The 23,940-nt window shown below is 74.6% G+C and carries 22 protein-coding genes; 12 read left to right on the forward strand and 10 right to left on the reverse strand.

Features of this window, described 5'->3' with window-relative positions; all coding sequences use genetic code 11:
- Positions 1 to 35 precede the first annotated feature (35 nt).
- Positions 36 to 1,277 (reverse strand): SAV2148 family HEPN domain-containing protein, encoded by a 1,242-nt coding sequence (locus tag J116_RS04430; RefSeq protein ID WP_023590555.1) that lies wholly within the window; start codon positions 1,275 to 1,277, stop codon positions 36 to 38.
- Between the two features lie 575 nt (positions 1,278 to 1,852).
- On the opposite strand from J116_RS04430, the gene glgX reads away from it, so the two are divergent.
- The gene (glgX, locus tag J116_RS04435; protein WP_023590554.1) at positions 1,853 to 3,982 is read left to right on the forward strand and encodes a glycogen debranching protein GlgX; all 2,130 of its coding nucleotides are present in this window, start codon (positions 1,853 to 1,855) and stop codon (positions 3,980 to 3,982) included.
- A gap of 79 nt (positions 3,983 to 4,061) precedes the next feature.
- Positions 4,062 to 6,443: a malto-oligosyltrehalose synthase gene (gene treY, locus J116_RS04440; RefSeq protein WP_028964661.1), complete on the forward strand. Its 2,382-nt coding sequence runs from the start codon at positions 4,062 to 4,064 to the stop codon at positions 6,441 to 6,443.
- A 79-nt stretch (positions 6,444 to 6,522) separates the two neighbouring features.
- Here the strand turns inward: treY and J116_RS04445 are convergent, their stop codons facing one another.
- Positions 6,523 to 7,074, reverse strand: a complete 552-nt coding sequence (locus J116_RS04445) for a DUF1707 and FHA domain-containing protein (protein ID WP_023590552.1) — start codon at positions 7,072 to 7,074, stop codon at positions 6,523 to 6,525.
- A gap of 155 nt (positions 7,075 to 7,229) precedes the next feature.
- On the opposite strand from J116_RS04445, the gene treZ reads away from it, so the two are divergent.
- Positions 7,230 to 8,996: a malto-oligosyltrehalose trehalohydrolase gene (treZ, locus tag J116_RS04450; RefSeq protein WP_023590551.1), complete on the forward strand. Its 1,767-nt coding sequence runs from the start codon at positions 7,230 to 7,232 to the stop codon at positions 8,994 to 8,996.
- Between the two features lie 112 nt (positions 8,997 to 9,108).
- On the opposite strand, the gene J116_RS04455 is transcribed toward treZ, so the two are convergent.
- The gene (locus J116_RS04455) at positions 9,109 to 9,975 is read right to left on the reverse strand and encodes a LysR family transcriptional regulator (protein ID WP_023590550.1); all 867 of its coding nucleotides are present in this window, start codon (positions 9,973 to 9,975) and stop codon (positions 9,109 to 9,111) included.
- Between the two features lie 33 nt (positions 9,976 to 10,008).
- Positions 10,009 to 10,644, reverse strand: coding sequence for a nucleoside/nucleotide kinase family protein (locus tag J116_RS04460; protein WP_023590549.1), 636 nt, complete (start codon positions 10,642 to 10,644; stop codon positions 10,009 to 10,011).
- Between the two features lie 160 nt (positions 10,645 to 10,804).
- Here J116_RS04460 and J116_RS04465 point away from each other — a divergent pair, with 160 nt between their 5' ends.
- Positions 10,805 to 11,467 carry an HAD family acid phosphatase gene (locus J116_RS04465; RefSeq protein WP_023590548.1) on the forward strand — a complete coding sequence of 221 codons (663 nt, stop codon included), beginning with the start codon at positions 10,805 to 10,807 and terminating at the stop codon, positions 11,465 to 11,467.
- A 79-nt stretch (positions 11,468 to 11,546) separates the two neighbouring features.
- Here the strand turns inward: J116_RS04465 and msrB are convergent, their stop codons facing one another.
- The 4 genes from msrB to J116_RS04485 all read right to left on the reverse strand — a co-directional run bounded on the left by msrB (position 11,547) and on the right by J116_RS04485 (position 14,895).
- Positions 11,547 to 11,954, reverse strand: coding sequence for a peptide-methionine (R)-S-oxide reductase MsrB (gene msrB / locus J116_RS04470; RefSeq protein WP_023590547.1), 408 nt, complete (start codon positions 11,952 to 11,954; stop codon positions 11,547 to 11,549).
- A gap of 32 nt (positions 11,955 to 11,986) precedes the next feature.
- Entirely contained in the window at positions 11,987 to 13,381 is a 1,395-nt protein-coding gene (gene murC / locus J116_RS04475) for a UDP-N-acetylmuramate--L-alanine ligase (RefSeq protein WP_023590546.1), read from the reverse strand.
- A 43-nt stretch (positions 13,382 to 13,424) separates the two neighbouring features.
- The gene (locus tag J116_RS04480) at positions 13,425 to 13,895 is read right to left on the reverse strand and encodes a hypothetical protein (protein ID WP_023590545.1); all 471 of its coding nucleotides are present in this window, start codon (positions 13,893 to 13,895) and stop codon (positions 13,425 to 13,427) included.
- Between the two features lie 136 nt (positions 13,896 to 14,031).
- Positions 14,032 to 14,895 carry a pyrimidine reductase family protein gene (locus J116_RS04485; protein ID WP_079147656.1) on the reverse strand — a complete coding sequence of 288 codons (864 nt, stop codon included), beginning with the start codon at positions 14,893 to 14,895 and terminating at the stop codon, positions 14,032 to 14,034.
- 35 nt (positions 14,896 to 14,930) lie between these two features.
- On the opposite strand from J116_RS04485, the gene zapE reads away from it, so the two are divergent.
- From zapE to J116_RS04505, 4 genes are all read left to right on the forward strand, one after another.
- Positions 14,931 to 16,001, forward strand: coding sequence for a cell division protein ZapE (gene zapE, locus J116_RS04490; RefSeq protein WP_023590543.1), 1,071 nt, complete (start codon positions 14,931 to 14,933; stop codon positions 15,999 to 16,001).
- A gap of 67 nt (positions 16,002 to 16,068) precedes the next feature.
- Positions 16,069 to 16,497, forward strand: coding sequence for an OsmC family peroxiredoxin (locus tag J116_RS04495; RefSeq protein ID WP_023590542.1), 429 nt, complete (start codon positions 16,069 to 16,071; stop codon positions 16,495 to 16,497).
- Positions 16,498 to 16,817: 320 nt separating this feature from the next.
- The gene (locus J116_RS04500) at positions 16,818 to 18,194 is read left to right on the forward strand and encodes an alkaline phosphatase PhoX (RefSeq protein WP_023590541.1); all 1,377 of its coding nucleotides are present in this window, start codon (positions 16,818 to 16,820) and stop codon (positions 18,192 to 18,194) included.
- A gap of 126 nt (positions 18,195 to 18,320) precedes the next feature.
- Positions 18,321 to 19,253: a polysaccharide deacetylase family protein gene (locus tag J116_RS04505; protein ID WP_235617306.1), complete on the forward strand. Its 933-nt coding sequence runs from the start codon at positions 18,321 to 18,323 to the stop codon at positions 19,251 to 19,253.
- A 25-nt stretch (positions 19,254 to 19,278) separates the two neighbouring features.
- Here the strand turns inward: J116_RS04505 and J116_RS04510 are convergent, their stop codons facing one another.
- Entirely contained in the window at positions 19,279 to 19,506 is a 228-nt protein-coding gene (locus tag J116_RS04510; RefSeq protein WP_023590539.1) for a hypothetical protein, read from the reverse strand.
- A gap of 43 nt (positions 19,507 to 19,549) precedes the next feature.
- Between J116_RS04510 and J116_RS04515 the strand changes: the two genes are divergently transcribed.
- On the forward strand, positions 19,550 to 20,029 hold the full coding sequence (locus J116_RS04515; RefSeq protein ID WP_023590538.1) for a hypothetical protein: 480 nt from the start codon (positions 19,550 to 19,552) through the stop codon (positions 20,027 to 20,029).
- Positions 20,030 to 20,113: 84 nt separating this feature from the next.
- On the opposite strand, the gene J116_RS04520 is transcribed toward J116_RS04515, so the two are convergent.
- Positions 20,114 to 20,788 carry an AIM24 family protein gene (locus J116_RS04520; protein WP_023590537.1) on the reverse strand — a complete coding sequence of 225 codons (675 nt, stop codon included), beginning with the start codon at positions 20,786 to 20,788 and terminating at the stop codon, positions 20,114 to 20,116.
- A gap of 171 nt (positions 20,789 to 20,959) precedes the next feature.
- Here J116_RS04520 and J116_RS04525 point away from each other — a divergent pair, with 171 nt between their 5' ends.
- From J116_RS04525 to J116_RS04535, 3 genes are all read left to right on the forward strand, one after another.
- Positions 20,960 to 21,652 carry an aminoacyl-tRNA hydrolase gene (locus tag J116_RS04525; protein WP_023590536.1) on the forward strand — a complete coding sequence of 231 codons (693 nt, stop codon included), beginning with the start codon at positions 20,960 to 20,962 and terminating at the stop codon, positions 21,650 to 21,652.
- A gap of 78 nt (positions 21,653 to 21,730) precedes the next feature.
- On the forward strand, positions 21,731 to 22,495 hold the full coding sequence (locus J116_RS04530) for a DUF4142 domain-containing protein (protein ID WP_028964659.1): 765 nt from the start codon (positions 21,731 to 21,733) through the stop codon (positions 22,493 to 22,495).
- Between the two features lie 111 nt (positions 22,496 to 22,606).
- A complete protein-coding gene (locus J116_RS04535; protein ID WP_028964658.1) occupies positions 22,607 to 23,890 on the forward strand; it encodes a DUF692 domain-containing protein in 1,284 nt (427 codons plus the stop codon).
- The last annotated feature ends 50 nt before the right edge of the window (positions 23,891 to 23,940 follow it).

Below are 23,940 nucleotides of genomic sequence, written 5' to 3' on the forward strand. Positions count from 1 at the left end.
TGACAACGCGGCCTCACGGCCCCGTATCAGGACTCTCAGGACACCGGGCGCGAATCCGCCCAGAACGACTCGAATTCCTCGCGGTAGGTCTCGAACAGGCCGTGGTCGCCGTCCGGGGAGGAGGTGACGACGGGCCGCCGCCCGCCGCGCAGGACCAGGACGGGCGCCTCCATGCCGCGGGCGCGCCGCAGATAGGACTGGACGACGCCCACGCCGTCGGGGCCGTCGCCGTCCACCAGGTAGGCGGTGAAACGGGGCGTCTCGTCGAACACCTGGATCTCGAAGGCGCCGGGGTCGCGCAGCTTGGAGCGGACGCGCCGCATGTGGAGGATGTTCATCTCCACGGAGCGGCTGAGCTCGCCCTTCTTGATGCCGAGTTCCCGCTCGCGCCGCTTGACGGCGCTGCTCGCGGGGTTGAGGAACAGGAGCCGTATCCGGCAGCCCGACTCGGCGAGGCGGACGAGGCGGCGGCCCGAGAAGTTCTGCACGAGCAGGTTCAGGCCTATGCCGATGGCGTCGAGGCGGCGGGCGCCGCCGAACAGGTCCTCGGCGGGCATCTGCCGCTGGAGCCGCACCCGGTCGGGGTGGACGGACACGACGTCGGCGTACCGGTCCCCCACCAGGTCCTCGACGGCGTCCACGGGCAGCCGGTGCGCGGACGGCACCCCGGCGCCGCTGCCGAGGATCTCCAGGAGGCGGGCCGACGCGCGCTCCGACTGGTCCAGCACCGTGCGGGACAGGGCGCGGTTGCGGGAGACGACGTTCCGGGTGACCTCCAGCTCGTCGAGCGCCAGCTCCAGCTCGCGCCGGTCGTCGAAGTACGGCTCGAAGCAGGGCCAGTGCTGGACCATCAGCTCGCGCAGCTGGGGCAGGGTGAGGAAGCTGAGGACGTTGTCGTCGGCGGGGTCCAGGAGGTAGCCCTTGCGGCGGGAGACCTCGCGGACGGCGACGGCGCGCTGCACCCACTCCTGTCCGGCGGGCCCGGCGGCGGCCACGACCCAGTCGTCGCCGTGCATGGGTTCGTAGATGGGCCGCAGGACGGCGGCGACGACCGCGCGCAGACGCTGTTCGACCAGATTCAGCCAGATATAGGCCCGTCCGGCGCGCTGGGCGCGGGTGCGCACCTCGCTCCAGTCCCGGGCGTCCCATTCCAGCTCCGCGCCGATCTCCATCGGCCGGGCGAGTGATACCGCGCCGGGCGGGACATCTGCGGAGTCAGTGGAGTCCCCCTCATGACCCGAGTCACCTGGGGGAAGCTCCAGCCCTCCCGAGCTCACCCGCGCACCGCCTTCTGGTTCCGAACGCCCGTCTCCAACGATCAAGGAAGGGTACTCCGGGAGAGCGATGCGGTGCAGCCGGATGGGCAGGCTCATTTCCCCACGTCCCTTGATTCGCGCGGCGGTTCCGGGGTGCGGAGCGGGCGTCAGTGAGCTGATTCATAGTGGTGAGCGGCCGTCACCCGGCCCCCGCGCGGTCCGCCCGGGCGGGTGACGGGCGGCGAGCGCGCCGGGGGACGCGGGGGAACGCGGAGTTGACCCCTCCGCCCGCCTGCCCGCGCCCGTACGCCCGCCCGGCCCGCGCCCCTCCGCCCGCCCGGCCCGCCGACCGCTCCCCGGTGCGGCGCCCGCACAGGCACGGCCCGTCGGCGACACCCGGCCACAGGGCGCCAAGAGGGTCGATTTCCGGCCAGACCATCGCACCGGCCGGCGAGGGCCGCCGCACCGGCCACCGCGGCGGCTTCTTTCCCGGTCACCCGGTAGGACCGTCCGGCGTCCTAGGCGTGCGGGCCTCTTTCGGGGAGTATCAAGCGGAGTGACCCCATCAGCCGGATCAGAATGGAAGAGTCTTATCTATGCAGGTCTGGCCGGGACAGGCTTACCCCCTCGGCGCCACGTACGACGGCGCCGGTACCAACTTCGCGGTCTTCTCCGAGGCCGCCGACCGCGTCGAGCTGTGCCTGCTGCACGACGACGGCTCGGAGACCGCGGTGGAGCTGCGGGAGACCGACGCGTTCGTGCGGCACGCGTACCTGCCCGGTGTGATGCCGGGCCAGCGGTACGGCTTCCGGGTGCACGGCCCGTACGCGCCGGAGAGCGGGCTGCGCTGCAACTCCGCGAAGCTGCTCCTCGACCCGTACGCCCGCGCGGTCGCCGGGACCATCGACTGGGACGAGGCGGTGTACGGCTACCACTTCGGCAGGCCGGACTCGCGCAACGACCTCGACTCGGCGCCGCACACGATGTCGTCCGTCGTCGTGAACCCGTACTTCGACTGGGGTGACGACCGGCCGCCGCGCACCGACTACCACCGCACGGTGATCTACGAGGCCCACGTGAAGGGCCTGACGATGCTGCACCCGGCGCTTCCCAAGGAGCTGCGCGGCACGTACGCGGGGCTCGCGCACCCGGCGATCATCGAGCACCTGACCGAGCTGGGCGTGACCGCCATCGAGCTGATGCCGGTCCACCAGTTCGTCCACGACCACCGGCTCGTGGACGCCGGGATGGCGAACTACTGGGGCTACAACACGATCGGCTACTTCGCCCCGCACAACGCCTACGCCTCCTGGGGCGACCGGGGCCAGCAGGTGCTGGAGTTCAAGTCGGCGGTCCGGGCCCTGCACAAGGCGGGCATCGAGGTCATCCTCGACGTCGTGTACAACCACACGGCGGAGGGCAACCACCTGGGCCCGACGCTCTCCTTCCGGGGCCTGGACAACCCCTCGTACTACCGGCTCGTGGAGAACAACCCCCGGTACTACATGGACACGACCGGTACCGGGAACTCGCTGCTGATGCGGTCCCCGCACGTCCTCCAGCTGATCATGGACTCGCTGCGGTACTGGGTGACCGAGATGCACGTCGACGGCTTCCGCTTCGACCTGGCGGCGACGCTGGCCCGCCAGTTCCACGAGGTGGACCGGCTGTCGTCGTTCTTCGACCTGGTGCAGCAGGACCCGGTGGTCAGCCAGGTCAAGCTGATCGCCGAGCCGTGGGACGTGGGCGAGGGCGGCTACCAGGTGGGGAACTTCCCGCCGCTGTGGACCGAGTGGAACGGCATGTACCGGGACACGGTCCGCGACCTGTGGCGGGGCGAGCCGAGGACGCTCGCCGAGTTCGCGTCCCGGCTGACCGGCTCCTCCGACCTGTACCAGGACGACGGGCGCCGCCCGCTCGCCTCCGTGAACTTCGTGACCTGCCACGACGGCTTCACCCTGCGGGACCTCGTCTCGTACAACGAGAAGCACAACGAGGCCAACGGCGAGGGCAACCGCGACGGCGAGAACCACAACCGGTCCTGGAACTGCGGCGTCGAGGGCGAGACCGACGACCCGGACGTCCGCGCGCTGCGGATGCGCCAGATGCGCAACTTCATCGCCACGCTGCTGCTCTCCCAGGGCGTGCCGATGCTCAGCCACGGCGACGAGTTCGGGCGCACCCAGCACGGCAACAACAACGCCTACTGCCAGGACGGCGAGCTGTCCTGGGTGCGATGGCCCGGGCTTGAGGACGAGGACGAGGAGGCCAGGAGCCTGCTGGAGTTCACCCGGTCGATGGTGTGGCTGCGCCGCGACCACCCGGTGTTCCGGCGCCGCCGCTTCTTCCACGGGCGGCCCGTGGAGGGCACCCACGACGACCTGTCGGACATCGCGTGGTTCACGCCGGACGGCCGCGAGATGACCGCGCGGGACTGGCAGGCCGCGCACGCCAAGGCGCTGTCGGTGTTCCTCAACGGGCACGCCATCTCCGAGCCGGGCCCGCGCGGCGAGCGGATCTCCGACGACTCGTTCCTGCTGATGTTCAACGCGGGCGCCGAGGACCTGGACTTCGTCGTCCCGGTCAACCACGGCCGCCAGTGGCAGGTCGTCGTGGACACCGCCGTCCCCGATTCCATCGCGCCCGGCCAGGGCGACAAGGTGGCCGCCGGCGACCGGCTCACCCTGGTCGGGCGCAGCCTGACCGTGCTGCGCCGCCCCGCCTAGCCGGGCCGCCGTTCGGCCGAACGAGGTCATCGGGCGGGGCGGGGAGAGAGGCCGCGCGCGGGCGGGTACGTACGTGTTCATGACGTCCCACGCGCCCAGCGCCCCGCTCGCCACGTACCGGCTCCAGCTCCAGCCGGAGTTCCCGTTCGGCGCCGCCGCCGACGCGGTGCCGTACCTGGCCTCCCTCGGCGTCACCCATCTGCACCTGTCACCGGTCCTGGAGGCGGTCCCCGGTTCCGCCCACGGCTACGACGTGACCGACCACGGCCGGGTACGGGAGGAGCTCGGCGGCGAGGCCGGGCTGCGGGACCTCGCGCGCACCGCGCGGGCCCACGGCCTGGGCCTCGTCGTGGACCTGGTGCCCAACCACATGGCGGCCGCGCTGCCCCACAACCGGGCGCTGTGGGAGGTGCTGCGCGACGGGCCCTCGTCGCCGTACGCCCGCTGGTTCGACATCGACTGGGAGGCGGGCGGCGGCAAGGTGCTGCTGCCGGTCCTGCCCGCCCGGCTCGGGGACGTACTGGACGAGCTGCGGGTCGACGCGGAGGCCGGGGTCCTGCGGCACGGGGAGCAGGTGTTCCCGCTGCGCGCCGGGACGGCCGGGCTGCCGCTCGCCGAGCTGCTGGACGCCCAGTGGTACCGGCCCGCGTGGTGGCGCCTGGCCCGCACGGAGCTGAACTACCGGCGGTTCTTCACCATCTCGGACCTCATCGGGGTGCGCGTGGAGGACCCGGAGGTGTTCGAGGCGACCCACGCGAAGATCCTGGAGCTGGTGCGGGACGGGGTGGTCGAGGGCCTGCGGATCGACCACCCGGACGGGCTCGCCGACCCCGAGGCGTATCTGCGCGCGCTGGACCGGGCGACGGGCGGGGCGTGCTGGACGGTGGTGGAGAAGATCCTCACCGGTGAGGAGCGGCTCCCGGCGGCCTGGCCGGTGGCGGGCACCACCGGGTACGACGCGCTGCGCCGCGTGGACGGACTGTTCGTGGACGCGGCGGGTGCGGCGGAACTGGCCGGGCTGTACCGGCGGTTCGCGGCGCCGCCCGGCGACCGGGGCGGCCACTGGGAGCCGACGGCGCGCCGGGCCGCGTACAAGGTGGTGACGCACGAGCTGGCGGCGGAGGTGGCCTGCCTGACCCGGACGGCCGGGCGGGTGTGCGCGGCGGACGCACGGCTGCGGGACCACGCGCCGTGGGCGCTGCGCGCGGCGGTGCGGGAGCTGCTGATCCGGGTGCCGGTGTACCGGCCGTACCGGACCGGCGGGGAGGACGTGCTGACCGAGGAGGCGGCGGCCGGGGCGCGCGCCACGTTCACGGTGCCCGAGGAGGCGGCGGCCGTGGACGTCGTACGGGACCTGGCGCTGGGGCGGCTCGGGGACGGGCCGGACCAGCGGGCGTTCCGGGCCCGGTTCGCGCAGACCTCGTCGGCGCTGCGGGCGAAGTCGGTGGAGGACACGGCGTTCTACCGGTACGTGCCGCTGCTGTCGGCGAACGAGGTGGGCGGCGAGCCGGGCGGCCCGGCGGTGGACCCGGCGGAGTTCCACGCGTACTGCGTGCGGATCGCCCGGGACTGGCCGACGACCGGGACGGTCCTCTCGACGCACGACACGAAGCGGAGCGGGGACGTACGGGCGCGGATCGCCGTGCTGTCGGAGTGCCCCGGCCGGTGGGCGAAGCTGCTGGGCGACGTGGCGCGGGTCCCGGCGCCGGACGGGCAGCTGGCCTGGACGGCCTGGCAGACGGCGCTCGGTCTCGGCGTTCCCGGGGACCCGGGGGGCGCCGCACCGGACGGCGGGAGCGGTCCTTCGGTGGAGGAACGGCTCGGCGGGGCGCTGCTGAAGGCCGTGCGGGAGGCGGGGCTGCACACGAGCTGGATGGAGCCGGACGAGGCGTACGAGCGGGCCGTGGCGGAGTTCGTGGCGGCGGGCCCCGCGGGTGCGGGGCAGCACCCGGTGGCGGAGCTGGCGCGGGAGCTGGACCCGCAGGTGCGGGCCAATGTGCTGGGCGCCGCGCTGCTGCACCTGACGATGCCGGGCGTGCCCGACCTGTACCAGGGCACGGAGGCGGTGTACGAGGCGCTGGTGGACCCGGACAACCGGGCGCCGTTCCGACGGGCGCGGCCGGACGAGAAGACGGCGGTGACGCGGGCGGCGCTACGGCTGCGGCGGCGGTACCCGGACGTGTTCGGCGCGTCGGGCACGTACGCGCCGCTGGCCGCCGAAGGCCCGGCGGCGGACCACTGCGTGGCGTTCCTGCGCGGGGACCGGGTGGTCACGGCGGTGACCCGGCTGTCACTGCGGCTCGCGGAGGCGGGCGGCTGGGCCGGTACGGCTCTGGCGCTGCCCGAGGGCCGGTGGGTGGACGTCCTGGACGGCGGGCGGGTCCTGGACGGCGGGCGCGCGGTCCCGGTGGCGGAGCTGTTCGCGGAGCGGCCGGTGGCACTGCTGAGCCGCGCGGAGTGAGGAGCTGGGACGCGCGGAGCCGGCGTGTGCGGAGCTGCGGCCCGAGGAGCCAGCGCACGCGGAGCTGCGGCGTGCGGGCTCAGCGGGCCGCGAGACGGAAGGCCACGTTGCCGAACGACACCATGTCGCCCGGCTGGACCACCACCGTGCCGGTCACGCGCCGCCCGTTGACGGTGGTGCCGTTCGTGGAGTTGAGGTCGCGCAGCATCCACAGCCCGCCCTGGAGGCACAGCTCGGCGTGCAGCCGGGACACCGTCTCGTGGCTGAGCCTCAGCCCGTTCGCCGGGTCGCGCCCTATCCGCAGCGGGTGCGGGCCCGGCTCCGGCAGCAGCAGCTTCGGCAGCCGCTCGGCCTGCCAGGCGTGCCGCAGGCGCATGCTGAACGCCGACACGCTCTCGACGGCGCCGAACAGCCGCTTGGCCAGGCCCCGGTCCGGCGTGCGCAGGTCCGCGGTGAGCGCAGCGAGCTCGTCGGAGTGGCGGACGACCAGGGCGAGTTCCATGCGCCGCAGGAACGTGTCGTGCGACAGCCTTCCCTGCACCGCGCCCTCGCGGAGCAGCTCCAGCGCCCGGTCCCGCTCGGCGTCCGACGGCCGGGCGGGCTGGATCTGGGGCTGGAAAGGCGACGTCACGACGGTGATTCTCGGTCCCGGGGGCCCGGAATGTCCAGACGGGGCGTCAGCGGTGACCCGCGACGGGTGCCACGGCGAAGTCCCGTGCTTCACGCTGCCGCTCTTGCCAGGATGGGCGCGGTAACGGGACCTGGCCGACGACGAGGGGATCGCCAGTGCTGTTCGAGGTGTGGGCGCCGAACGCGCGCGAGCGGGTGGAGCTGGAGCTGGAGGGTGCCCGGCACCCCATGGAACGCGACCCGCTGCGCGACGGCTGGTGGACGGTGACGCCCGGCGGCGTGCCGCGGGACGTGCCGGACGGGGCCCGCTACGGGTTCTCGCTGGACGGCGGCCCCGTGCTGCCCGACCCCCGGTCGCGGCGCCAGCCCGACGGGCCGGACGGGCTCAGCGCGGTGGTGGACCACACGGTGTACGCCTGGGGCGGCGAGCCGCCGGGGCGCGGGCTGCACGGCGCCGTCCTGTACGAGCTGCACGTGGGGACGTACACGCGCGAGGGCACCCTCGACGCGGCCGCCGAGCGCCTGGACCACCTGGTGCGGCTGGGTGTGACGCACGTCGAGCTGATGCCGCTGTGCCCGTTCCCGGGGCGGCACGGCTGGGGGTACGAGGGCGTGTCGCTGTGGGCGGTGCACGAGCCGTACGGCGGTCCGGCGGCGCTGAAGCGGTTCGTGGACCGGGCGCACGGGCTGGGCCTGGGCGTGGTGCTGGACGTGGTGCACAACCACCTGGGCCCGTCCGGCAACCACCTGCCCGCTTTCGGCCCGTACTTCACGGACACCCACCACACGCCGTGGGGCGCGGCGGTGAACCTGGACGCGCCGGGCTCGGACGAGGTGCGGGCGTATCTTCTGGGCAGCGCGCTGGCGTGGCTGCGGGACTACCGGATCGACGGGCTGCGGCTGGACGCGGTGCACGCGCTGGCCGACACGCGGGCGCTGACGTTCCTGGAGGAGCTGTCGGCGGCGGTGGACGAGCTGGGCGAACAGCAGGGGCGGGAGCTGTTCCTGGTAGCGGAGTCCGACCTGTGCGACCCGCGCACGACGACGCCGCGCGCGGAGGGCGGGCTGGGGCTGCACGCCCAGTGGAACGACGACTTCCACCACGCGCTGCACACGGCGCTGACCGGCGAGTCACAGGGCTACTACGGGGACTTCGCGCGGGCGCCGCTGGCCGCGCTGGCGAAGACGCTGGGCGAGGTGTTCTTCCACAACGGCACGTACTCGTCGTTCCGGGGCCGTACGCACGGCCGCCCCGTGGACGTGGAGCGGACTCCGGCACACCGCTTCCTCGGGTACGCGCAGACCCACGACCAGATCGGCAACCGGGCGCAGGGCGACCGGCTGTCGGCGTCCCTCTCCCCCGGCCTGCTGGCGTGCGCGGCGACGCTGGTGCTGACGGGCCCGTTCACTCCGATGCTGTTCATGGGCGAGGAGTGGGGGGCCGGTACGCCCTGGCAGTTCTTCACCGACCACACGGACCCGGAGCTGGCGGACGCGGTGCGGCGCGGGCGGCGGCGGGAGTTCGCGGCGCACGGCTGGCGGGAGGAGGACGTGCCGGACCCGCAGGACCCGGCGACGCGCGACCGGTCGTGCCTGGACTGGTCGGAGCCGCGGCGGGAGCCGCACGCGCGGCTGCTGGACTGGCACCGGCGGCTGATCGCGTTGCGGGCCGCGCAGCCGGACCTGACCGACCCGGACCTGGCGGCGGTGCACGTCAGCCACGACGAGGAGGCCCGCTGGATCGCGTACCGGCGCGGCGACGTGCGGGTCGCGGTGAACCTGGGCGACCGTCCGGCGCGCGTCCCGCTCGGCCCGGACGGGGTGCGGGTGCTGGCCGCGTGGGAGCCGGTGGAGGTGCCCGGACCGGACGGCGGCGAGCTGCTGGTCCCGGCCGAGTCCTGCGTGGTCCTGGCTGCTCTTTAGGGGCTCGGTTCGGCTCCGGGGGGCCGCAAGCCCGCCCGGCGGCCGCCCGTGCTCGGGTGCGCTCCGCCCTGGCGGGTGGAGGCGCGCCCTTCGCCTCACCGGCCGCGCTCGCTCACCGGCCCGTGAGCCGGGCCGCCAGGTCCGCCGCCGGGGCTGCCGGTTCGCCGGGGTGGAGGAGGACGACGCGGTGGAGGAGGCGGGGTTCCACGAGGGGGACGGCGGTGGCGGCGGGCGCGGCGGGGACGGTGGCCGGGAGGAGGGTGAGGCCCTGCCCGGCCGCTGCGAGCGCGGTGAGGGTGCGCACGTCGGTGCCGTCGTAGCGCAGGGCGGGGCGGAAGCCGTACGTGCCGTGGGCGGCGCGCAGCTGGTCGAGGGGGACGCCGGCGGCCGGGGCGTCCACCCAGCGGGCGCCGGTCAGCTCGCCGAGGCGCACCCCGGCCCGGTGGGCGAGCGGGTGGGTCGCGGGCAGGTGGACGGCGAGCGGGGCCTCGGTGACGCGGTGGGCGGTCAGGGTGCCGGTGCCGGGCGGGGGCAGCGGTTCGCCGGTGCCGGTGAGGCCGTCCACGAGGCCCAGGTGGGCGGTGCCGTCGGTGACCGCGGCGGGTATCGCCTCGCGGGGCCGTACGGACAGGGTGACGCGGGCGGTGGCGGCCGGGAGGGCGGCGAGCAGCCGGGGGCCGACGGCGAGCGGGGCGGCGGCCAGGACGAGCGGGCCGTCGGGCGCGGGGGCGAGGCGGGCGACTTCGGCGCGGGCCGCGTCGAGGCGCAGCAGGAGCGGTACGGCGTGTTCCAGGAGCCGCGCGCCCGCGACGGTCGGGACGACGGGGCGCCGGGTCAGCAGCGGCAGGCCGAGGTCCCGTTCGAGGGCGGCGACGTGCCGCGCGACGGTGTCCTGGCCGCACCCGAGCTCACGCGCGGCGGCCGGGAACGAGGCGAGCCGGGTCACCGTCACGAACGTACGCAGCAGTTGGGCGTCCATGGGCCCAGTCTGGCCGGTCGGTGAGGGGGGCCGTCAGCCGATCCGTACGACGAGATCGGCGCGGGCCCGGCCCCGGGCGACCAGCCGGGCGTTGGCCTCGTCGGAGTCGCGTACCCACGCTTCGGCCTCGGCGCGGCCCTTGCCGTACCGGACGTGCCGCTCGACGAGGCGCCGCACCCTCGGGCCGTCGTCGCCCTCCACGTACCAGACCTCGTCCAGCAGGGGGCGGACCGGAGCCCACACGGGGTCGTCGTGCAGCAGGTAGTTGCCCTCGGTGACGACGAGCGGCACATCGGGAGGTACGGGCACGCTCCCGGCGACGGGTTCCTCCAGGGCGCGGTCGAAGGCGGGCGCGTACACGGTGACGCCCGGTTCGGCGGCACGCAGCCGGGCGAGCAGGTGGACGTAGCCGGGGGCGTCGAACGTGTCGGGGGCGCCCTTGCGGGCGGCGCGGCCGAGGCGGTCGAGCTCGGCGTTCGCGAGGTGGAAGCCGTCCATGGGGACGAGGACGGCGAGGGCGCCGAGCCGCTCCAGGAGGCGCGCGGCCAGCGTGGACTTGCCGGCTCCGGGCGCGCCCGCGATCCCGAGGAGGCGGCGGGTGCCGGGGGTGGCGAGGCGGCGGGCGCGGCCGGTGAGGGTGTCGAGCCGCCGCGCGTCGATGACGTCCATGGGTCCATTGTCCGCGTGGGGGCGGCCCCTCCACCGCTTGCTACCGACGGGTAGTCAATTCATGGCTACCGACCGGTAGTCGGAGCGCCCCATTCCGTACACCATGTGACACGAGCATGGCAACACGCCACGGCTCACGACCCCCCACAGAGGAGAACCCATGCCCGGACGCAAGCAGGCCCACCGCCGCCGCACCCTCACGGTCGCCGCCACCGCGGCCCTGGCCATGGCCTGGCCCGTCCAGGCGAGCGCGGCGGCCCCGGCCGCGGCCCCCGCCCGCCCGGCCGCCGCCGTCGCGGCCACCGGCGGCATCGCCCAGCTCAAGGGCGTGGACTACGCGGCCTGGCAGCGCGACGTGGCGGCGGCCCTCGCCCAGGCCCGCCCGTACATCGAACAGCGCACGGCGAACGCGTCCGGCGAGAAGCTGGCGATCGTCCTGGACATCGACAACACGTCCCTGGAGACGGACTTCCACTACTTCTGGGAGTTCCCGACCCCGGCGGTCCGCCCGTCCCTGGACCTGGCCCGCTACGCCGACTCGCGCGGCGTGGACGTCTTCTTCGTCACCGCCCGCCCCGGCATCATCCACGACCTGACGGCGCGCAACCTGCGTTCCGTCGGCTACCCGGTGGACGGCCTGTACGTCCGCGACCTGCCGGACCTGTTCGCCGAGGTCTCCGCGTACAAGACGGAGAAGCGCGCCGAGATCGAGGCCAAGGGCTACAAGATCATCGCCAACATCGGCAACCGCCCGAGCGACCTGGCCGGCGGCCACGCCGAGCGCACCTTCAAGCTCCCCGACTACGACGGCAAGCTCTCCTGACCCACCCCACTCGCGCCACGACCGCCGCCCCCTGCCCAGGGGACGGCGGTCGTGGCGCGTCAGGGGCCAGCCGGTGTGCTCAGTCCTCCGCCGGGGCGAGGGTGAGGGAGATGGAGTTGATGCAGTAGCGCTGGTCCGTGGGGGTGGGGTAGCCCTCGCCCTCGAAGACGTGGCCCAGGTGGGAGCCGCAGCGGGCGCAGCGGACCTCCGTGCGGACCATGCCGTGGGAGCGGTCCTCGATCAGCTCGACGGCGTCGGTGTCCTTCGGGTCGTAGAAGGACGGCCAGCCGCAGTGCGAGGCGAACTTCGTGTCGGACGTGAACAGCTCCGCGCCGCACGCCCGGCAGGAGTAGACGCCCTTGGTCTTCGTGTCGGTGTACTCGCCGACGAACGGCGGCTCCGTGCCGGCCTCGCGCAGGACGTGGTACTCCTGCGGGGACAGCTCGGCGCGCCACTGCTCGTCCGGCTTCTCGACCTCGTACGGCATGGTCTGCTTCAGCTCCCTCGGCTCGGCTCCGGTCAGTGCGCCAGGCGGTCGAGGACCTTCGGGCCGAGGTCCGTGACGTCGCCGGCGCCCATGGTGAGAACGAGATCGCCGGGGCGGGCCATTCCCGCGATCAGCTCCGGAACCCGCCCCTTGTCGTGGACGGCGGTGACGCGGGCGCCCGCCGCCGTGGCCGCGTCGGTGATCAGGGCGCTGGTGACGCCCGGGATCGGGTCCTCGCGGGCCGGGTAGATGTCCAGGACCAGCGACTCGTCGGCGAGGGCGAGGGCCTGGCCCATCTCCGTGCCCAGCTCCTGGGTGCGGGAGAACAGGTGCGGCTGGAAGACCACGACCAGGCGGCGGTCGGCTCCGGCGGCGGCGCGCATCGCCTCCAGGTCGGCGGTCATCTCGGTGGGGTGGTGGGCGTACGAGTCCACCACCTGGACGCCCGCGGCCTCGCCCTTCAGCTGGAGGCGGCGGCCGACGCCGGTGTACGCGGTGAGCGCCTGGGCCAGCGCGGCCGGGTCGATGCCCATGCGCGCTCCGGCGGCGAGGGCCGCGGCGGCGTTGTGCGCGTAGTGGCGGCCGGGCACGGAGACCGTGAAGGTGTGCTCGACGCCGTCCAGGACGACCGTCACCTCGCTGGTCATGCCCTTCGGGGTGATCGCTCGGACCCAGGCGTCGGAGGTCTCCGACTCGCCGACCGTCACGATCGACAGACCCGGACGGCCGGAGACCCGGCCCGCCAGCTCGCGGGCGCCCGCGTGCTCGCCGACGACGAGGGTGCCGCCGTGCGGGATCTTGGCGACGAACGCCTCGAAGGACTCGTAGATCTCCTCGATGGACGCGTAGTTCGCGTGGTGGTCCAGCTCGACGTTGAGGACGAGGGCGACCTCGGGGTCGTACTTCTGGAAGCTGCGGTCGCTCTCGTCCGCCTCGGCGACGAAGAGGTCGCCGTCGCCGTGCCGGGCGTTCGTGCCGGGGCCCGCGAGGTCGCCGCCGATGGCGTACGACGGGTCGAGGCCCAGCTCGGTGAGGGCGACGGCCAGCATCGACGTGGTGGTGGTCTTGCCGTGCGTGCCGGCGACGGCGATGGCGCGCAGGCCCTTCATCAGCGCGGCCAGCGCGTCGGAGCGGTGCACCACGGGGATGCCCAGCTCCTGGGCGCGGGCCAGCTCCGGGTTGTCGGGACGGATGGCGCTGGAGACGACGACGCAGCTGGAGTCGTCGGCGAGGTGGTGCGCGGCGTGGCCGATGTGGACGGTCGCGCCCAGGGCGCGCAGCGACGCGGCGGTCTCGGACTCCCGCGCGTCGCTGCCGGCGACCTTGGCCCCGCGCTGGGCGAGGATCTTCGCGATGCCCGACATTCCGGCGCCGCCGATGCCGATGAAGTGCGGCCGTTCCATTGCGGCAGGGATGGCGGGTGCCATGCGATCTCTCCCCGGGGGTGTGGCGTGTGTGCGGGGGCCCAGCCTATTCGTTGTGGGCGAAGAGCTTGAGCACCGGTACGCCGACCTTGTGGCGGGCGCGGGACGCCCAGTCGCGGTGGAAGAACTCCTCCACGTAGTGCGGGGCGGTCATGACGATCACCTCGTCGGCGCCCGACTCCTCCACGACGGCCTTCATCTTGTCCAGCGGGTGGTCCTCCACGACGTGGCCGACGGCCTCGCAGCCGGCGGCGCGCAGGGCCTGCACGGACCGCTCCAGCGCCACCTCCGCCGGGCGGCGCGCCTCCGTCCCCGACGGCTCCTCGCCCTCCTTGGCCGCGTCCTTCAGCGCGCCGACGGCCACGTCGTCGATGGCGCGGAGCAGCACGTCGGCCTGGTCGCCCCGGGGCTGCATCAGCACGATGAAGGAGACAGCCTCGTCCCCGTGCAGGGTCGTGACGAAATCCACGTCCACGGACGACAGCGGTTTCTCGATCATCAGAACGCTTGTGAACACCTTCGGAGCCCTCCTGCGGAAACCATCCTTCCCCGTGCCCGCACGGGGTCTGCGAGGTAAGTGTGCCCGCGGAGGGGTAACCGGAACGGTTAATTCCGCTCGATTGTCAGATCGGTGTGTCCACCATCAGATCGGCTCATACCGGGCTAATCCGGCGGTACCGCGTGAAGAGGAACCCGTCCTCCTCCAGGACCGACGCCAGCGCGAACCGCGACGGCACCGCCAGCGACGGGCCGCCCGCGATCCGCTGCGCGTCCCCGGCCGTGAGCGTCGGCGACACGGTGAGGCACAGCTCGTCCAGCACCCCGGCGGCGACGAACTGGCCGAGCAGCCGGGGCCCGCCCTCGGTGAGCTGCCGGGTCATCCCGCGACCGGCCAGCGCCCGTACGGCGCGCTCCGGCTCGACGCCGGGCCCGTCGCCCGCGACGACGACCTCCGCCCCGGCCCGCTCCGCCTCGCGCACCCGGGCGGGCGGCGCGGCGGCGCCGGTGAGGACCAGGGTCGGTACGAGCGGCGAGGTGAACAGCGGCAGCGAGAAGTCCAGGTTCAGCGACGCGCTCACCACGGCGATGGCGGGCGCGGGCCCCTGCCCGGCCGCCTCCCGGCGCGCGGCGAACGCCTCCCGCGCCCGCGCGGGGCGGTACCCCTCCAGGCGTACGGTCTCCGCCCCCACGACCACCACGTCGGCGAGGGCCCGCATCGCGCCGAAGACCCGCATGTCGGCGGCGGACGAGATCGGCTCGGATCGCCCGTCGTGCTGGGCCGCCCCGTCCAGCGACGACACCATGTTGGCGCGCAGCCACGCGCCGTGCCGGGCGCTCGCGGCGTCCTCCGGGTACGCGTACGCGTCGGCCAGCTCGTCGAGGGACCACTCGCGGCCCTCCCCTACGACGGCGGGTCCCGCGGCGGGGGCTCCGGGGGGCGCGGCGGGTCCCGTGGGGGCGGCCGGAGCCGCGGGAACGGGCGGTGTCTGGTCGGTCACAGGGAACAGGCGTCGCATGTCGAGCAGTCTGGCACGGCGCTTACAGTGGGAGCGTGTCGACGAGTGCCCTGACCGAAGCGGTCCCGCTGTCCCTGTGCGCCCGCGAGCCGCACGTCCCCGCCGATCGCCTGGTCGCCGAGATGGTGCCTCCGCCGCGCTTCGACGGCGTGCGCTTCGACACGTACATCCCGGACCCGAACCAGCCCAGCCAGGCCGAGGCCGTCCGGGTGCTCGCCGACTTCGCCGCGGGGCTGGGCGGGGCGCACGCGAGCGGCGCGGGCAAGCGCCGCTGGTTCGCCCGCAAGCCCGCCGCGCCCACCGGGCCGCGCGGCGTCTACCTGGACGGCGGGTACGGCGTCGGCAAGACCCACCTGCTGGCGTCGCTGTGGCACGCCACGCCCGCCGAGCCCGCGCTCAAGGCGTTCGGCACCTTCGTGGAGCTGACCAACCTGGTGGGCGCGCTCGGCTTCCAGCAGACCGTGCGGACCCTGAGCGGGCACCGGCTGCTGTGCATCGACGAGTTCGAGCTGGACGACCCGGGCGACACGGTGCTCGTGTCCACGCTGCTCGGCAAGCTCGTCGACGCGGGCGTCGCGCTGGCCGCCACGTCCAACACCCTGCCCGGCAAGCTGGGCGAGGGCCGGTTCGCCGCGGCGGACTTCCTGCGGGAGATCCAGGGGCTGTCCGCACACTTCAGGCCGCTGCGCATCGACGGCGAGGACTACCGCCACCGCGGCCTGCCGGAGGCCCCGGCGCCGTACGCGGACGAGCAGGTCACCAAGGCCGCGCACGCCACGCCCGGCGCCTCCCTGGACCACTTCCCGGAGCTTCTGGAGCACCTGGCGCGGGTCCACCCGAGCCGGTACGGGGCGCTCACCGAGGACGTGACGGCCGTGTGCCTGACGGGTGTGACGGCCGTGCCGGACCAGTCGACGGCGCTGCGCCTGGTGGTGCTCGCCGACCGGCTGTACGACCGGGAGATACCCGTGCTGGCCTCGGGGCTGCCCTTCGACCAGCTGTTCAGCGACGAGATGCTGAACGGCGGGTACCGCAAGAAGTACTTCCGGGCGATCTCGCGGCTCACCGCGCTGGCGCGCGACGCGAAGGGCCTTGTGGCGCAGTAGGTTGGGTGGCCGCAAGCCCCAACCGTCCACCGTCCTGACGTCGTACGGCGTCGGAAGGGAAACCGGCATGGCCACCACCCGTCACGCGCACACCGTCTGGGAGGGCAACCTCACCGAGGGCACGGGCACCGTGACCCTCGACTCCTCCGGCATCGGCTCCTACCCGGTCTCCTGGCCGGCGCGCGCCGAGGAGCCGAACGGCAAGACCAGCCCGGAGGAGCTCATCGCGGCCGCGCACTCCAGCTGCTTCTCCATGTTCCTGTCGGCCGTGCTCGGCAAGGCGGGTACGCCTCCGACCCGGCTGACCACGAAGGCCGACGTCACGTTCCAGCCGGGCACGGGCATCACGGGCGTGCACCTCACGGTCGAGGGCGAGGTGCCCGGCATGGACGAGGCCGCGTTCGCCAAGGCCGCCGAGGAGGCCAAGGCGGGCTGCCCGGTCAGCCAGGCGCTGGCGGGCACGAAGATCACCCTGACGGCGAGCCTGGCGGGCTGAACGCCCCCGAAGCCGCGAGGTCCGGCCGCCGCCCCAGCCGTGGGCGGCGGCCGGAGCCGTTTCCGGGGGCGGGCCGGTTTCAGGGCGGGCCGTTTCGGGGGCGGGGCCGCTTCTGGGGGGCGTTTCAGAGGCGGGGCCGGTTTCGGGCGGCCGGTTTCGGCCGCGGCTTGTTCCGGGGCAGGGGCAGGAGCCTCGGCTGCCGGTCGCCGCACCGGTCACGGAAACAACAGCGTCCGCACGGTTCTCCTCCCGCCACACAGCGTGATACACGTGTGCGGTTCCGTCACGTCCGTGTTCCTGTCCGCCAACAGGGAGTCGCCATGACCGCAACACGTCGTCACCTTCTCGCCGGGACCGGCACCGCGCTCGCCGGGATCGCCTTCAGCGGCGCGCTCGCCGAGCTGTTCGCCGGTACGGCCGCCGCGTCCGTCCACACGGGGAACACCGGGTACGGCCCGCTCGTCCCCGACCCCGACGGCCTCCTCGACCTCCCGCGCGGCTTCCGCTACCGGGTGCTGTCCCGCGAGGGCGCGCCGCTCCGCTCCGGGGAGGGCGCGGTGCCGGGCCGGTTCGACGGCATGGGCGCCTTCGCGGGCCGCCGGGGCCGCGTCCACCTGGTCCGCAACCACGAGAACAGCGCCCGCGTCACGTCCGGCGTGCCGACCGTGCCCGGTTTGACCTACGACCCGGCGGCCAAGGGCGGCTGCACGGTCCTCACCCTCGACGCGCGCGGCGGCGTCCTGGACGAGCGGGTCGGCATCGCCGGTACGGCCGTGAACTGCGCGGGCGGCCCGACGCCCTGGAACACCTGGCTGACCTGCGAGGAGACCGAGGACCTCGCCGGGACCAACGGCTACGCCCGGGACCACGGGTTCGTCTTCGAGGTGGACCCCGCCGACCCGCGCCGCTCCGGCGCGGTCCCGCTGACGGCGATGGGGCGCTTCCAGCACGAGGCCGTCGCCGTGGACCCGCGCACGGGCGTCGTCTACGAGACGGAGGACGCGTTCCAGCGGCCGTTCGGGCTGTTCTACCGGTTCCTGCCCGACCGGCCCCTCGGCGGCCCCGGCTCGCTGCGCGCGGGCGGCGCCCTGGAGGCCATGCGGGTGCCTGACGTGCCCGACCTGTCCGCCGTCCGGGAGCCGGGCACCTCCTTCGACGGCGTCGAGTGGGTGCCCGTACCGGACAGCCAGGCCCGGCGGACGCCGATCCGGCTCCAGGACTTCGGCCCGCGGGGCATCACCCACGCGCAGAAGCTGGAGGGCTGCTACTGGGGCGGCCGGTCGGTGTACTTCGTCTCCAGCTTCGCCCGCGCCTCCCAGGGGTCGGCCGCCGACCACCACGGGCAGGTGTGGCGGTACGACCCGCACCGGGGCCGCCTGACGCTGGTCGTCGTGTTCGGCCCGGACACCGACCTGCGGCTGCCCGGCGAGTCCCCGGACAACATCTGCCTCGCCCCCGGCGGCGGGCTGATGGTGTGCGAGGACGGCGGCGGTGCGCAGCACGTGTACGGGCTGACGCGGCGCGGCGAGGTGTACGCGATGGCCCGCAACGCCCAGGCGCTGGCGACGGACGGGTCCGGGCAGGCCACCGAGTGGGGCGAGTTCGCCGGGGTCGAGTTCTCGCCGGACGGCGGAACCATGTACCTCAACTGCTACACGCCGGGCACGACCTTCGCGGTGACGGGCCCCTGGCGGTGAACACCCTGACGGACTGGAGGACTGACGGGCTGAAGGCCGACGGCCTGAAGGGCTGAAGGAGGACGGTCAGACACGGAGGGAGGGCGCTGGAGCGACGCCGGGCAACTGATCGGATACTTTCCGATAGTGAGATTTTCTGCTCGACGTCTGTCGGTGCTGGCTGCATTCTGTGTCCTTCTGACCGGCTGCGGGACGCGCGCTCCCGCAGCCGGCCCGGCGGACCGGCACCCGGCCGCCACCCCCTCCCCCGTCGCCTCCGCGTCGTCCGGAGCGCCCGCCCTGACCGGAGCCGGAGCCGGGTCGGGCGCCGGAGCCCGCACGGGTGCCGACGCGGCCCAGCGCGTCCCGCCCACGATGGCCCCGGGCCCCGGCGGGCTGACCCCCGTCTTCGAGCGCCGCGCCGACCCGGGCGCGGCGGCCGCCGAGAAGACCGTCGCGCTCACCTTCGACGCCGACATGACGGCCGATCAGGGTCCGCGTGCGGCGCGGGGCGAACGGTTCGACAACCCGGCGCTCATCGCGACGCTCCGCCGTCTGGACGTCGACGCGACCGTGTTCATGACGGGCCGCTGGGCGGAGGAGTACCCCGACCAGGCCCGGTCGATCGGCACGGACCCGCGCTTCGAGATCGCCAACCACTCCTACAGCCACCACGCCTTCCGCTCCCCCTGCTACGGCCTGCCGACGGTCGGCCGCGCGGAGATGGCGGCGGACGTGGAGCGGGCGTTCGCGGCGTTCCGCGCGGCGGGCGTCCGGAACGTCGTGCCGTACTTCCGGTTCCCCGGCGGCTGCTACGACGACGAGGCGCTGCGCGCGCTGTCCCCGACGGGCGTGACGGCCGTGCAGTGGGACGTCGTCAGCGGCGACGCGTTCGCGAAGGACGCCGACGCGGTGGCCCGGCAGGTGCTGGACGGCGTACGGCCCGGCTCGGTGGTGGTGCTGCACTGCACGCTCAGCGCGGCGCCGGTCACCGAGCAGGCGATCCGGCGCATCGTGCCGGAGCTGCGGGCGCGGGGGTACCGGTTCGTGAAGGTGTCGGAGCTGATGGCGGCGAGCTGAACCGGCGGGCGCGGGGACAGCCCCCTCAGCCCGAGCAGGCGCCGCGCTGTGCCTCCTGCCACTCGCACACGGGGCAGAGCGTGGCGCCCCTGGTGGACTCCGGGTACTCCGTGGGCTCCCCGCAGAGCACGCAGTCGGCGAAGGGCTCCCCGCCGTCGGCCCCGGCGGCGCGGGGCGAGCCGGGCGGGTCCGGCGCCCGCGGTGCGTGCCCCGGGGCGCAGTACGCGCTGTCGCTGGTCCGGGTCTCGTCCATACGTACGACTGTAGCTCCGGCGGCACCACTAGGCTGAGCGGCCATGACGGGGAACTCCGACGAGCCGGTCTTCGTGCGGACCGGGGGTCAGTGGCACTACAACGCCCGCAACCGGGTCGGCCTGGTGCTCATCGCCGTGACGGCGCCGGTGGTGGCCGGCCTTCTGTACGCCTACGCCGGCAGCACCCGGTGGAGCGACGCCGAACTGCGGGCCGCCGTGCACAGGGCGGCGGCCGCCGTCGAGTCGAGGCCCCGCCCGGCGTACGCGCTGCGCGGCGGGTACGCGGGCATCCTCCGGGACGAGGTCCACGCGGCCGGCGAGGGCCCGCCCCACGGCGCCCGGGTCGAGCCGGTGGCCGGGAGCGGCCCCGCCGACCGGTTCGAGGTGACCACACCGGACACCGGCGCGGCGTACTGCTTCTCCGTCACCCCGCCCGAGCGGGAACTGCCGGAGGACGCCCACGGGCGGCCCTCGTCCGAGCGGGTCCGCCTCACCGTGGACGTGGCCGAAGGCCCCTGCTGACCCCGGGCCGGCCGGAGGCGCCGGGTGCTGACGGCCAGGCCGGGCAGGGGCCCAAGGCCGGGGCGGGGGCGCCGGGGCCGCCGGTCAGCCCTGCGCGGGCTGGGCGGTCAGTTCGCTCGGGCGGACCACCACGAACCCGTCGCCCTGGAGCATCATCTGCACCGCCTCCCCCGAGCCGCCCCGGATCATGGAGCCGAACGACTGCGAGCGGTGCAGGGACGTGGCGAGGTGGGCGCTCCAGCCGACGACGGCGTCCGTGTCCACGTACACCGGCTGGTGCTGGCCGACGGGGATGACGACCGGGGAGCCGTCGCAGACCAGCGCGAGCTTGCCGGAGCCGGTGAACACGCTGTTGAACAGCCCGCCGCCCACCATGCCCGCGCCCTTCACGGTCCTTATCTCGTACGTGAGGGTCGCGTCGAAGCACAGGACGTTGCGGCCGTTGACGGTGAGCGCGTCGCCGGGCTCCAGCTCCACGACGAAGCAGTTCTGCGCCTCGTGCGCGAACCACGCCTCGCCCTGCCCGCGCACCGCCATCAGCGGCAGCCCCTCGCCGGTCACGGCCCGCTTCAGCATCCCGCCGATGCCCTGGCCCTTGCGCTCGAACTGGAGGTTGCCCCGGAAGGCGATCATGGAGCCCTGCCGGGCGTGCATCTCCCCGTTCACGGCGTACTTGACGCACTTGGAGTTCTGGAGGGACATCCCGGGGGCCTCGGCCTGGCGCGCCACGTTCTCGGAGGCGAAAAGATCGCTCTTCATACGCGCATGCTCGCCCGGAACGGCCGCCTCCGCCAGCCCCGCCGCGCCCACGGCCCGCCGGTACCCGCACCGGCACCCCCGGGGCCCGGCCCGCGCCCCTGCCCGGGCAGGGCCCGGCGGCCTCGCGTCCCCGGCCGCTGGACGGCCGTGCCGGGCTGGCAGACTGGGCGCGTGAGCAGCGAGAACGTCATCGAGGCCGACGAGCGGGACGCCACGCCCCAGTTCGTCCTGCCGCTCGTCGTACGGATCGAGAAGGCCGCGCCGCCGGACCGTACCGACGCGCTGGAGACCGCCGCGCGGGCCGTGCTGGTGATGCTGTCCGACGACCGCTCGACCGGGGACGGCGTGTGGGCGCGGGCCGTGCGCGACTGGGAGGACGCCCGCATCCGCAAGGTCGTGCGCCGCGCGCGGGGCGCCGAGTGGCGGCGCGCCGAGCGGCTGCCGGGCATCACGGTCACGGGCGCCGACGCGGAGGTACGGGTCTTCCCGCCCGTACCGCTCGACGGCTGGCCCAAGGACCTGGCCCGCCTCCAGGTGTCCGGCACCGAGCTGGCCGACGCCGCCGCTCCCCCGCCGCCCGCGCCCGGCGGCGCCGTGCTGTGGCTCAACCCGGAGCTGCGGATGTCGACCGGCAAGGAGATGGCGCAGGTCGGGCACGGGGCACAGTTGCTGTGGTGGTCGCTGGACGACGAGGCCCGCGCCGCCTGGCGGGAGGCGGGCTTCCCCCTCGCGGTCCGCACCGCGCGGCCCGGGCGGTGGGCGGAACTGGTCGCGAGCGGCCGCCCGGTGGTCCGCGACGCCGGGTTCACCGAGATCGCCCCCGGCTCCGCCACGGTCGTCTCCGACTACTCCCCCGCCGCCTGAACGTGAACGCCCCGGCCCCGCCGTACGTACCTCCCTGCGCCGTCATGTAGGTGGAACACACGGGGTCGGGAGGCACTCTTGCCGCGGCGTATCAACGGCACGGCGCTCATCATCGCGGCGCTGGTCGCGACGGTCGGGGCGCTCGCGTTCCCGGTGTGGTCGTACGCCGACCGCTCGGGCACCGGACAGGCGAACCTCAACGCGTCGTCCGTGGCGACGCAGTGGGGGCCGCTGTCGGCGACCGACCGGGACTTCCTGGTGAAGGTGCGGCTGGCCGGGCTGTGGGAGCTGCCCGCAGGCCAGCAGGCCATCGAGCGGGCGCCCACGCAGGCGATCAAGGACGCGGGCGACCATCTCGTGGTCGGCCACACGGACCTCGACCAGCGCGCCCGGGACGTCGCCGCGAAGCTCGGCGTGGAACTGCCGAACCAGCCGACCGAGCAGCAGCAGGGCTGGCTGCGCGAGCTGTCGGCGGCGAGCGGCGTCGAGTACGAGACGAAGTTCGCGAACCTGCTGCGCAACGCGCACGGCAAGGTCTTCGCGCTGATCGCCGAGGTGCGGCACACGACCCGCAACAGCCTGATCCGGCAGCTGGCCAGCGACGCCAACCAGACCGTCCTCGACCACATCACCATGCTGGAGGCGACCGGCCGCGTGGACTTCGACGCCATCGCCGACGAGGCCGCCGGGCAGGCGACCGCCAGCCCCGTGGGCCCGCCGCCGCCCAACGGCAACCTGCCGCCCGCCCCGTCCCCGGTCGTGCCCGCGCCCGGCCAGTCGTTCACGTCGATCCCCTCGACCAGGCCCGGCCCGCCCACCGCCATCGAGACGCGCCGCCCGTGACCTCGCCGAGGCGGCCGAAGCTCAAATGAACCTCTGAAAGCGGCGCCCGGCGGTTCACCGGCACCTGACGGGGCCATGACCCCTCCAGCAGCACGGAGGAGGGGGACGGACATGGCGGGTCTCGGCACGGGCATCGGCTGGCGGCCGGAGATCGCGGACGCGGTGGAGCGGCTGCCCGGCGTGGACTGGGTGGAGGTCGTCGCGGAGAACGTGTGCCCCGGCCACGTGCCCGCCTCGCTCACCCGGCTGCGCGAGCGGGGCGTCACCGTCGTCCCGCACGGCGTGTCCCTGGGCCTCGGCGGCGCCGACCGCCCCGACGAGGCCCGCCTCGCGCGGCTCGCCGCCACCGCGACCGCGCTGGGCGCCCCGCTGGTGACGGAGCACATCGCGTTCGTACGGGCCGGGGGGCCGCTCACCGCGTCGGACCCGCTGGAGGCCGGGCACCTGCTGCCGGTGCCCCGCACCCGCGAGGCGCTGGACGTGCTGTGCGAGAACGTCCGCGTCGCGCAGGAGGCGCTGCCCGTGCCGCTGGCGCTGGAGAACGTGGCGGCGCTGTTCTCGTGGCCCGGCGAGGAACTGTCGGAGGGCCGGTTCCTGGCCGAGCTGGTCGAGCGGACCGGCGTACGGCTCCTCATCGACGTGGCGAACCTCCACACGAACCGGCTCAACCGGGGCGACGACCCCGTCAAGGCCCTCGCCGAACTGCCCGTCGAGGCCATCGCGTACGTGCACGTGGCGGGCGGGGTCGAGCGTGACGGCGTCTGGCACGACACGCACGCCCACCCGGTGCCCCCGCGGGTCCTCGACCTGCTGTCGGAGCTGGCCGCCCGCACGGCGCCGCCCGGGGTGCTGCTGGAGCGCGACGACGACTTCCCGCCCGAGGGCGAACTGGCGGCGGAGCTGGCCGCGATCCGCGAGCGGGTGCCCGTGACGGGCGCGCTGCCGGAGGCGGGGGACGCACGGGAAGGCGTCGTGCGGGAAGCGGCGGAGGGGGCACGGGAGCGGCTCGGGCTCGCGCAGGCGGCGCTGCTGTCGGCGCTCGTCGCGGGCACCCCCGTGCCCGAGGGGTTCGACGGGGCGCGGCTGCGGCTCCAGACGCTGGCGCTGGCGCGGAAGCGGGCGGGGGTCGTCGCGAAGCTGGCGCCCGAGCTGCCGGAACTACTGGGGAAGGAGTACCGGGACGTGTTCGTCGCGTACACCAGGACCCGTCCGATGGCGGGCGGCTACCGGCAGGACGCCCTGGCCTTCGCCCGGTACCTGCTCGACTCGGGGCGGCCCGGCGACGTACGCGCCAGGCGGCGGCTGTACCGGTGGTGGGCGGAGCGCTCGGGCCCGCGCCCGCCGGGACGGACTGCCCGGCTGCTGCACGCGGCGCGTGCCGCGCTGGTGGCGTGACGCCGGTGCGGCGCGCAGGAGGCCTGCGCGCCGCACTCGGAGCCGGACCC

Source organism: Streptomyces thermolilacinus SPC6, assembly GCF_000478605.2.
GTDB classification, from domain to species: domain Bacteria; phylum Actinomycetota; class Actinomycetes; order Streptomycetales; family Streptomycetaceae; genus Streptomyces; species Streptomyces thermolilacinus.

Excerpts from the sequence above, each read along its gene's own strand:
- glgX (WP_023590554.1), top strand. The coding sequence starts at position 1,853 with ATGCAGGTCTGGCCGGGACAGGCTTACCCCCTCGGCGCCACGTACGAC.
- treY (WP_028964661.1), top strand. The coding sequence starts at position 4,062 with ATGACGTCCCACGCGCCCAGCGCCCCGCTCGCCACGTACCGGCTCCAG.
- J116_RS04455 (WP_023590550.1), bottom strand. The coding sequence starts at position 9,975 with ATGGACGCCCAACTGCTGCGTACGTTCGTGACGGTGACCCGGCTCGCC.
- J116_RS04460 (WP_023590549.1), bottom strand. The coding sequence starts at position 10,644 with ATGGACGTCATCGACGCGCGGCGGCTCGACACCCTCACCGGCCGCGCC.
- J116_RS04465 (WP_023590548.1), top strand. The coding sequence starts at position 10,805 with ATGCCCGGACGCAAGCAGGCCCACCGCCGCCGCACCCTCACGGTCGCC.
- msrB (WP_023590547.1), bottom strand. The coding sequence starts at position 11,954 with ATGCCGTACGAGGTCGAGAAGCCGGACGAGCAGTGGCGCGCCGAGCTG.
- murC (WP_023590546.1), bottom strand. The coding sequence starts at position 13,381 with ATGGCACCCGCCATCCCTGCCGCAATGGAACGGCCGCACTTCATCGGC.
- J116_RS04485 (WP_079147656.1), bottom strand. The coding sequence starts at position 14,895 with ATGCGACGCCTGTTCCCTGTGACCGACCAGACACCGCCCGTTCCCGCG.
- J116_RS04495 (WP_023590542.1), top strand. The coding sequence starts at position 16,069 with ATGGCCACCACCCGTCACGCGCACACCGTCTGGGAGGGCAACCTCACC.
- J116_RS04500 (WP_023590541.1), top strand. The coding sequence starts at position 16,818 with ATGACCGCAACACGTCGTCACCTTCTCGCCGGGACCGGCACCGCGCTC.
- J116_RS04510 (WP_023590539.1), bottom strand. The coding sequence starts at position 19,506 with ATGGACGAGACCCGGACCAGCGACAGCGCGTACTGCGCCCCGGGGCAC.
- J116_RS04515 (WP_023590538.1), top strand. The coding sequence starts at position 19,550 with ATGACGGGGAACTCCGACGAGCCGGTCTTCGTGCGGACCGGGGGTCAG.
- J116_RS04520 (WP_023590537.1), bottom strand. The coding sequence starts at position 20,788 with ATGAAGAGCGATCTTTTCGCCTCCGAGAACGTGGCGCGCCAGGCCGAG.
- J116_RS04535 (WP_028964658.1), top strand. The coding sequence starts at position 22,607 with ATGGCGGGTCTCGGCACGGGCATCGGCTGGCGGCCGGAGATCGCGGAC.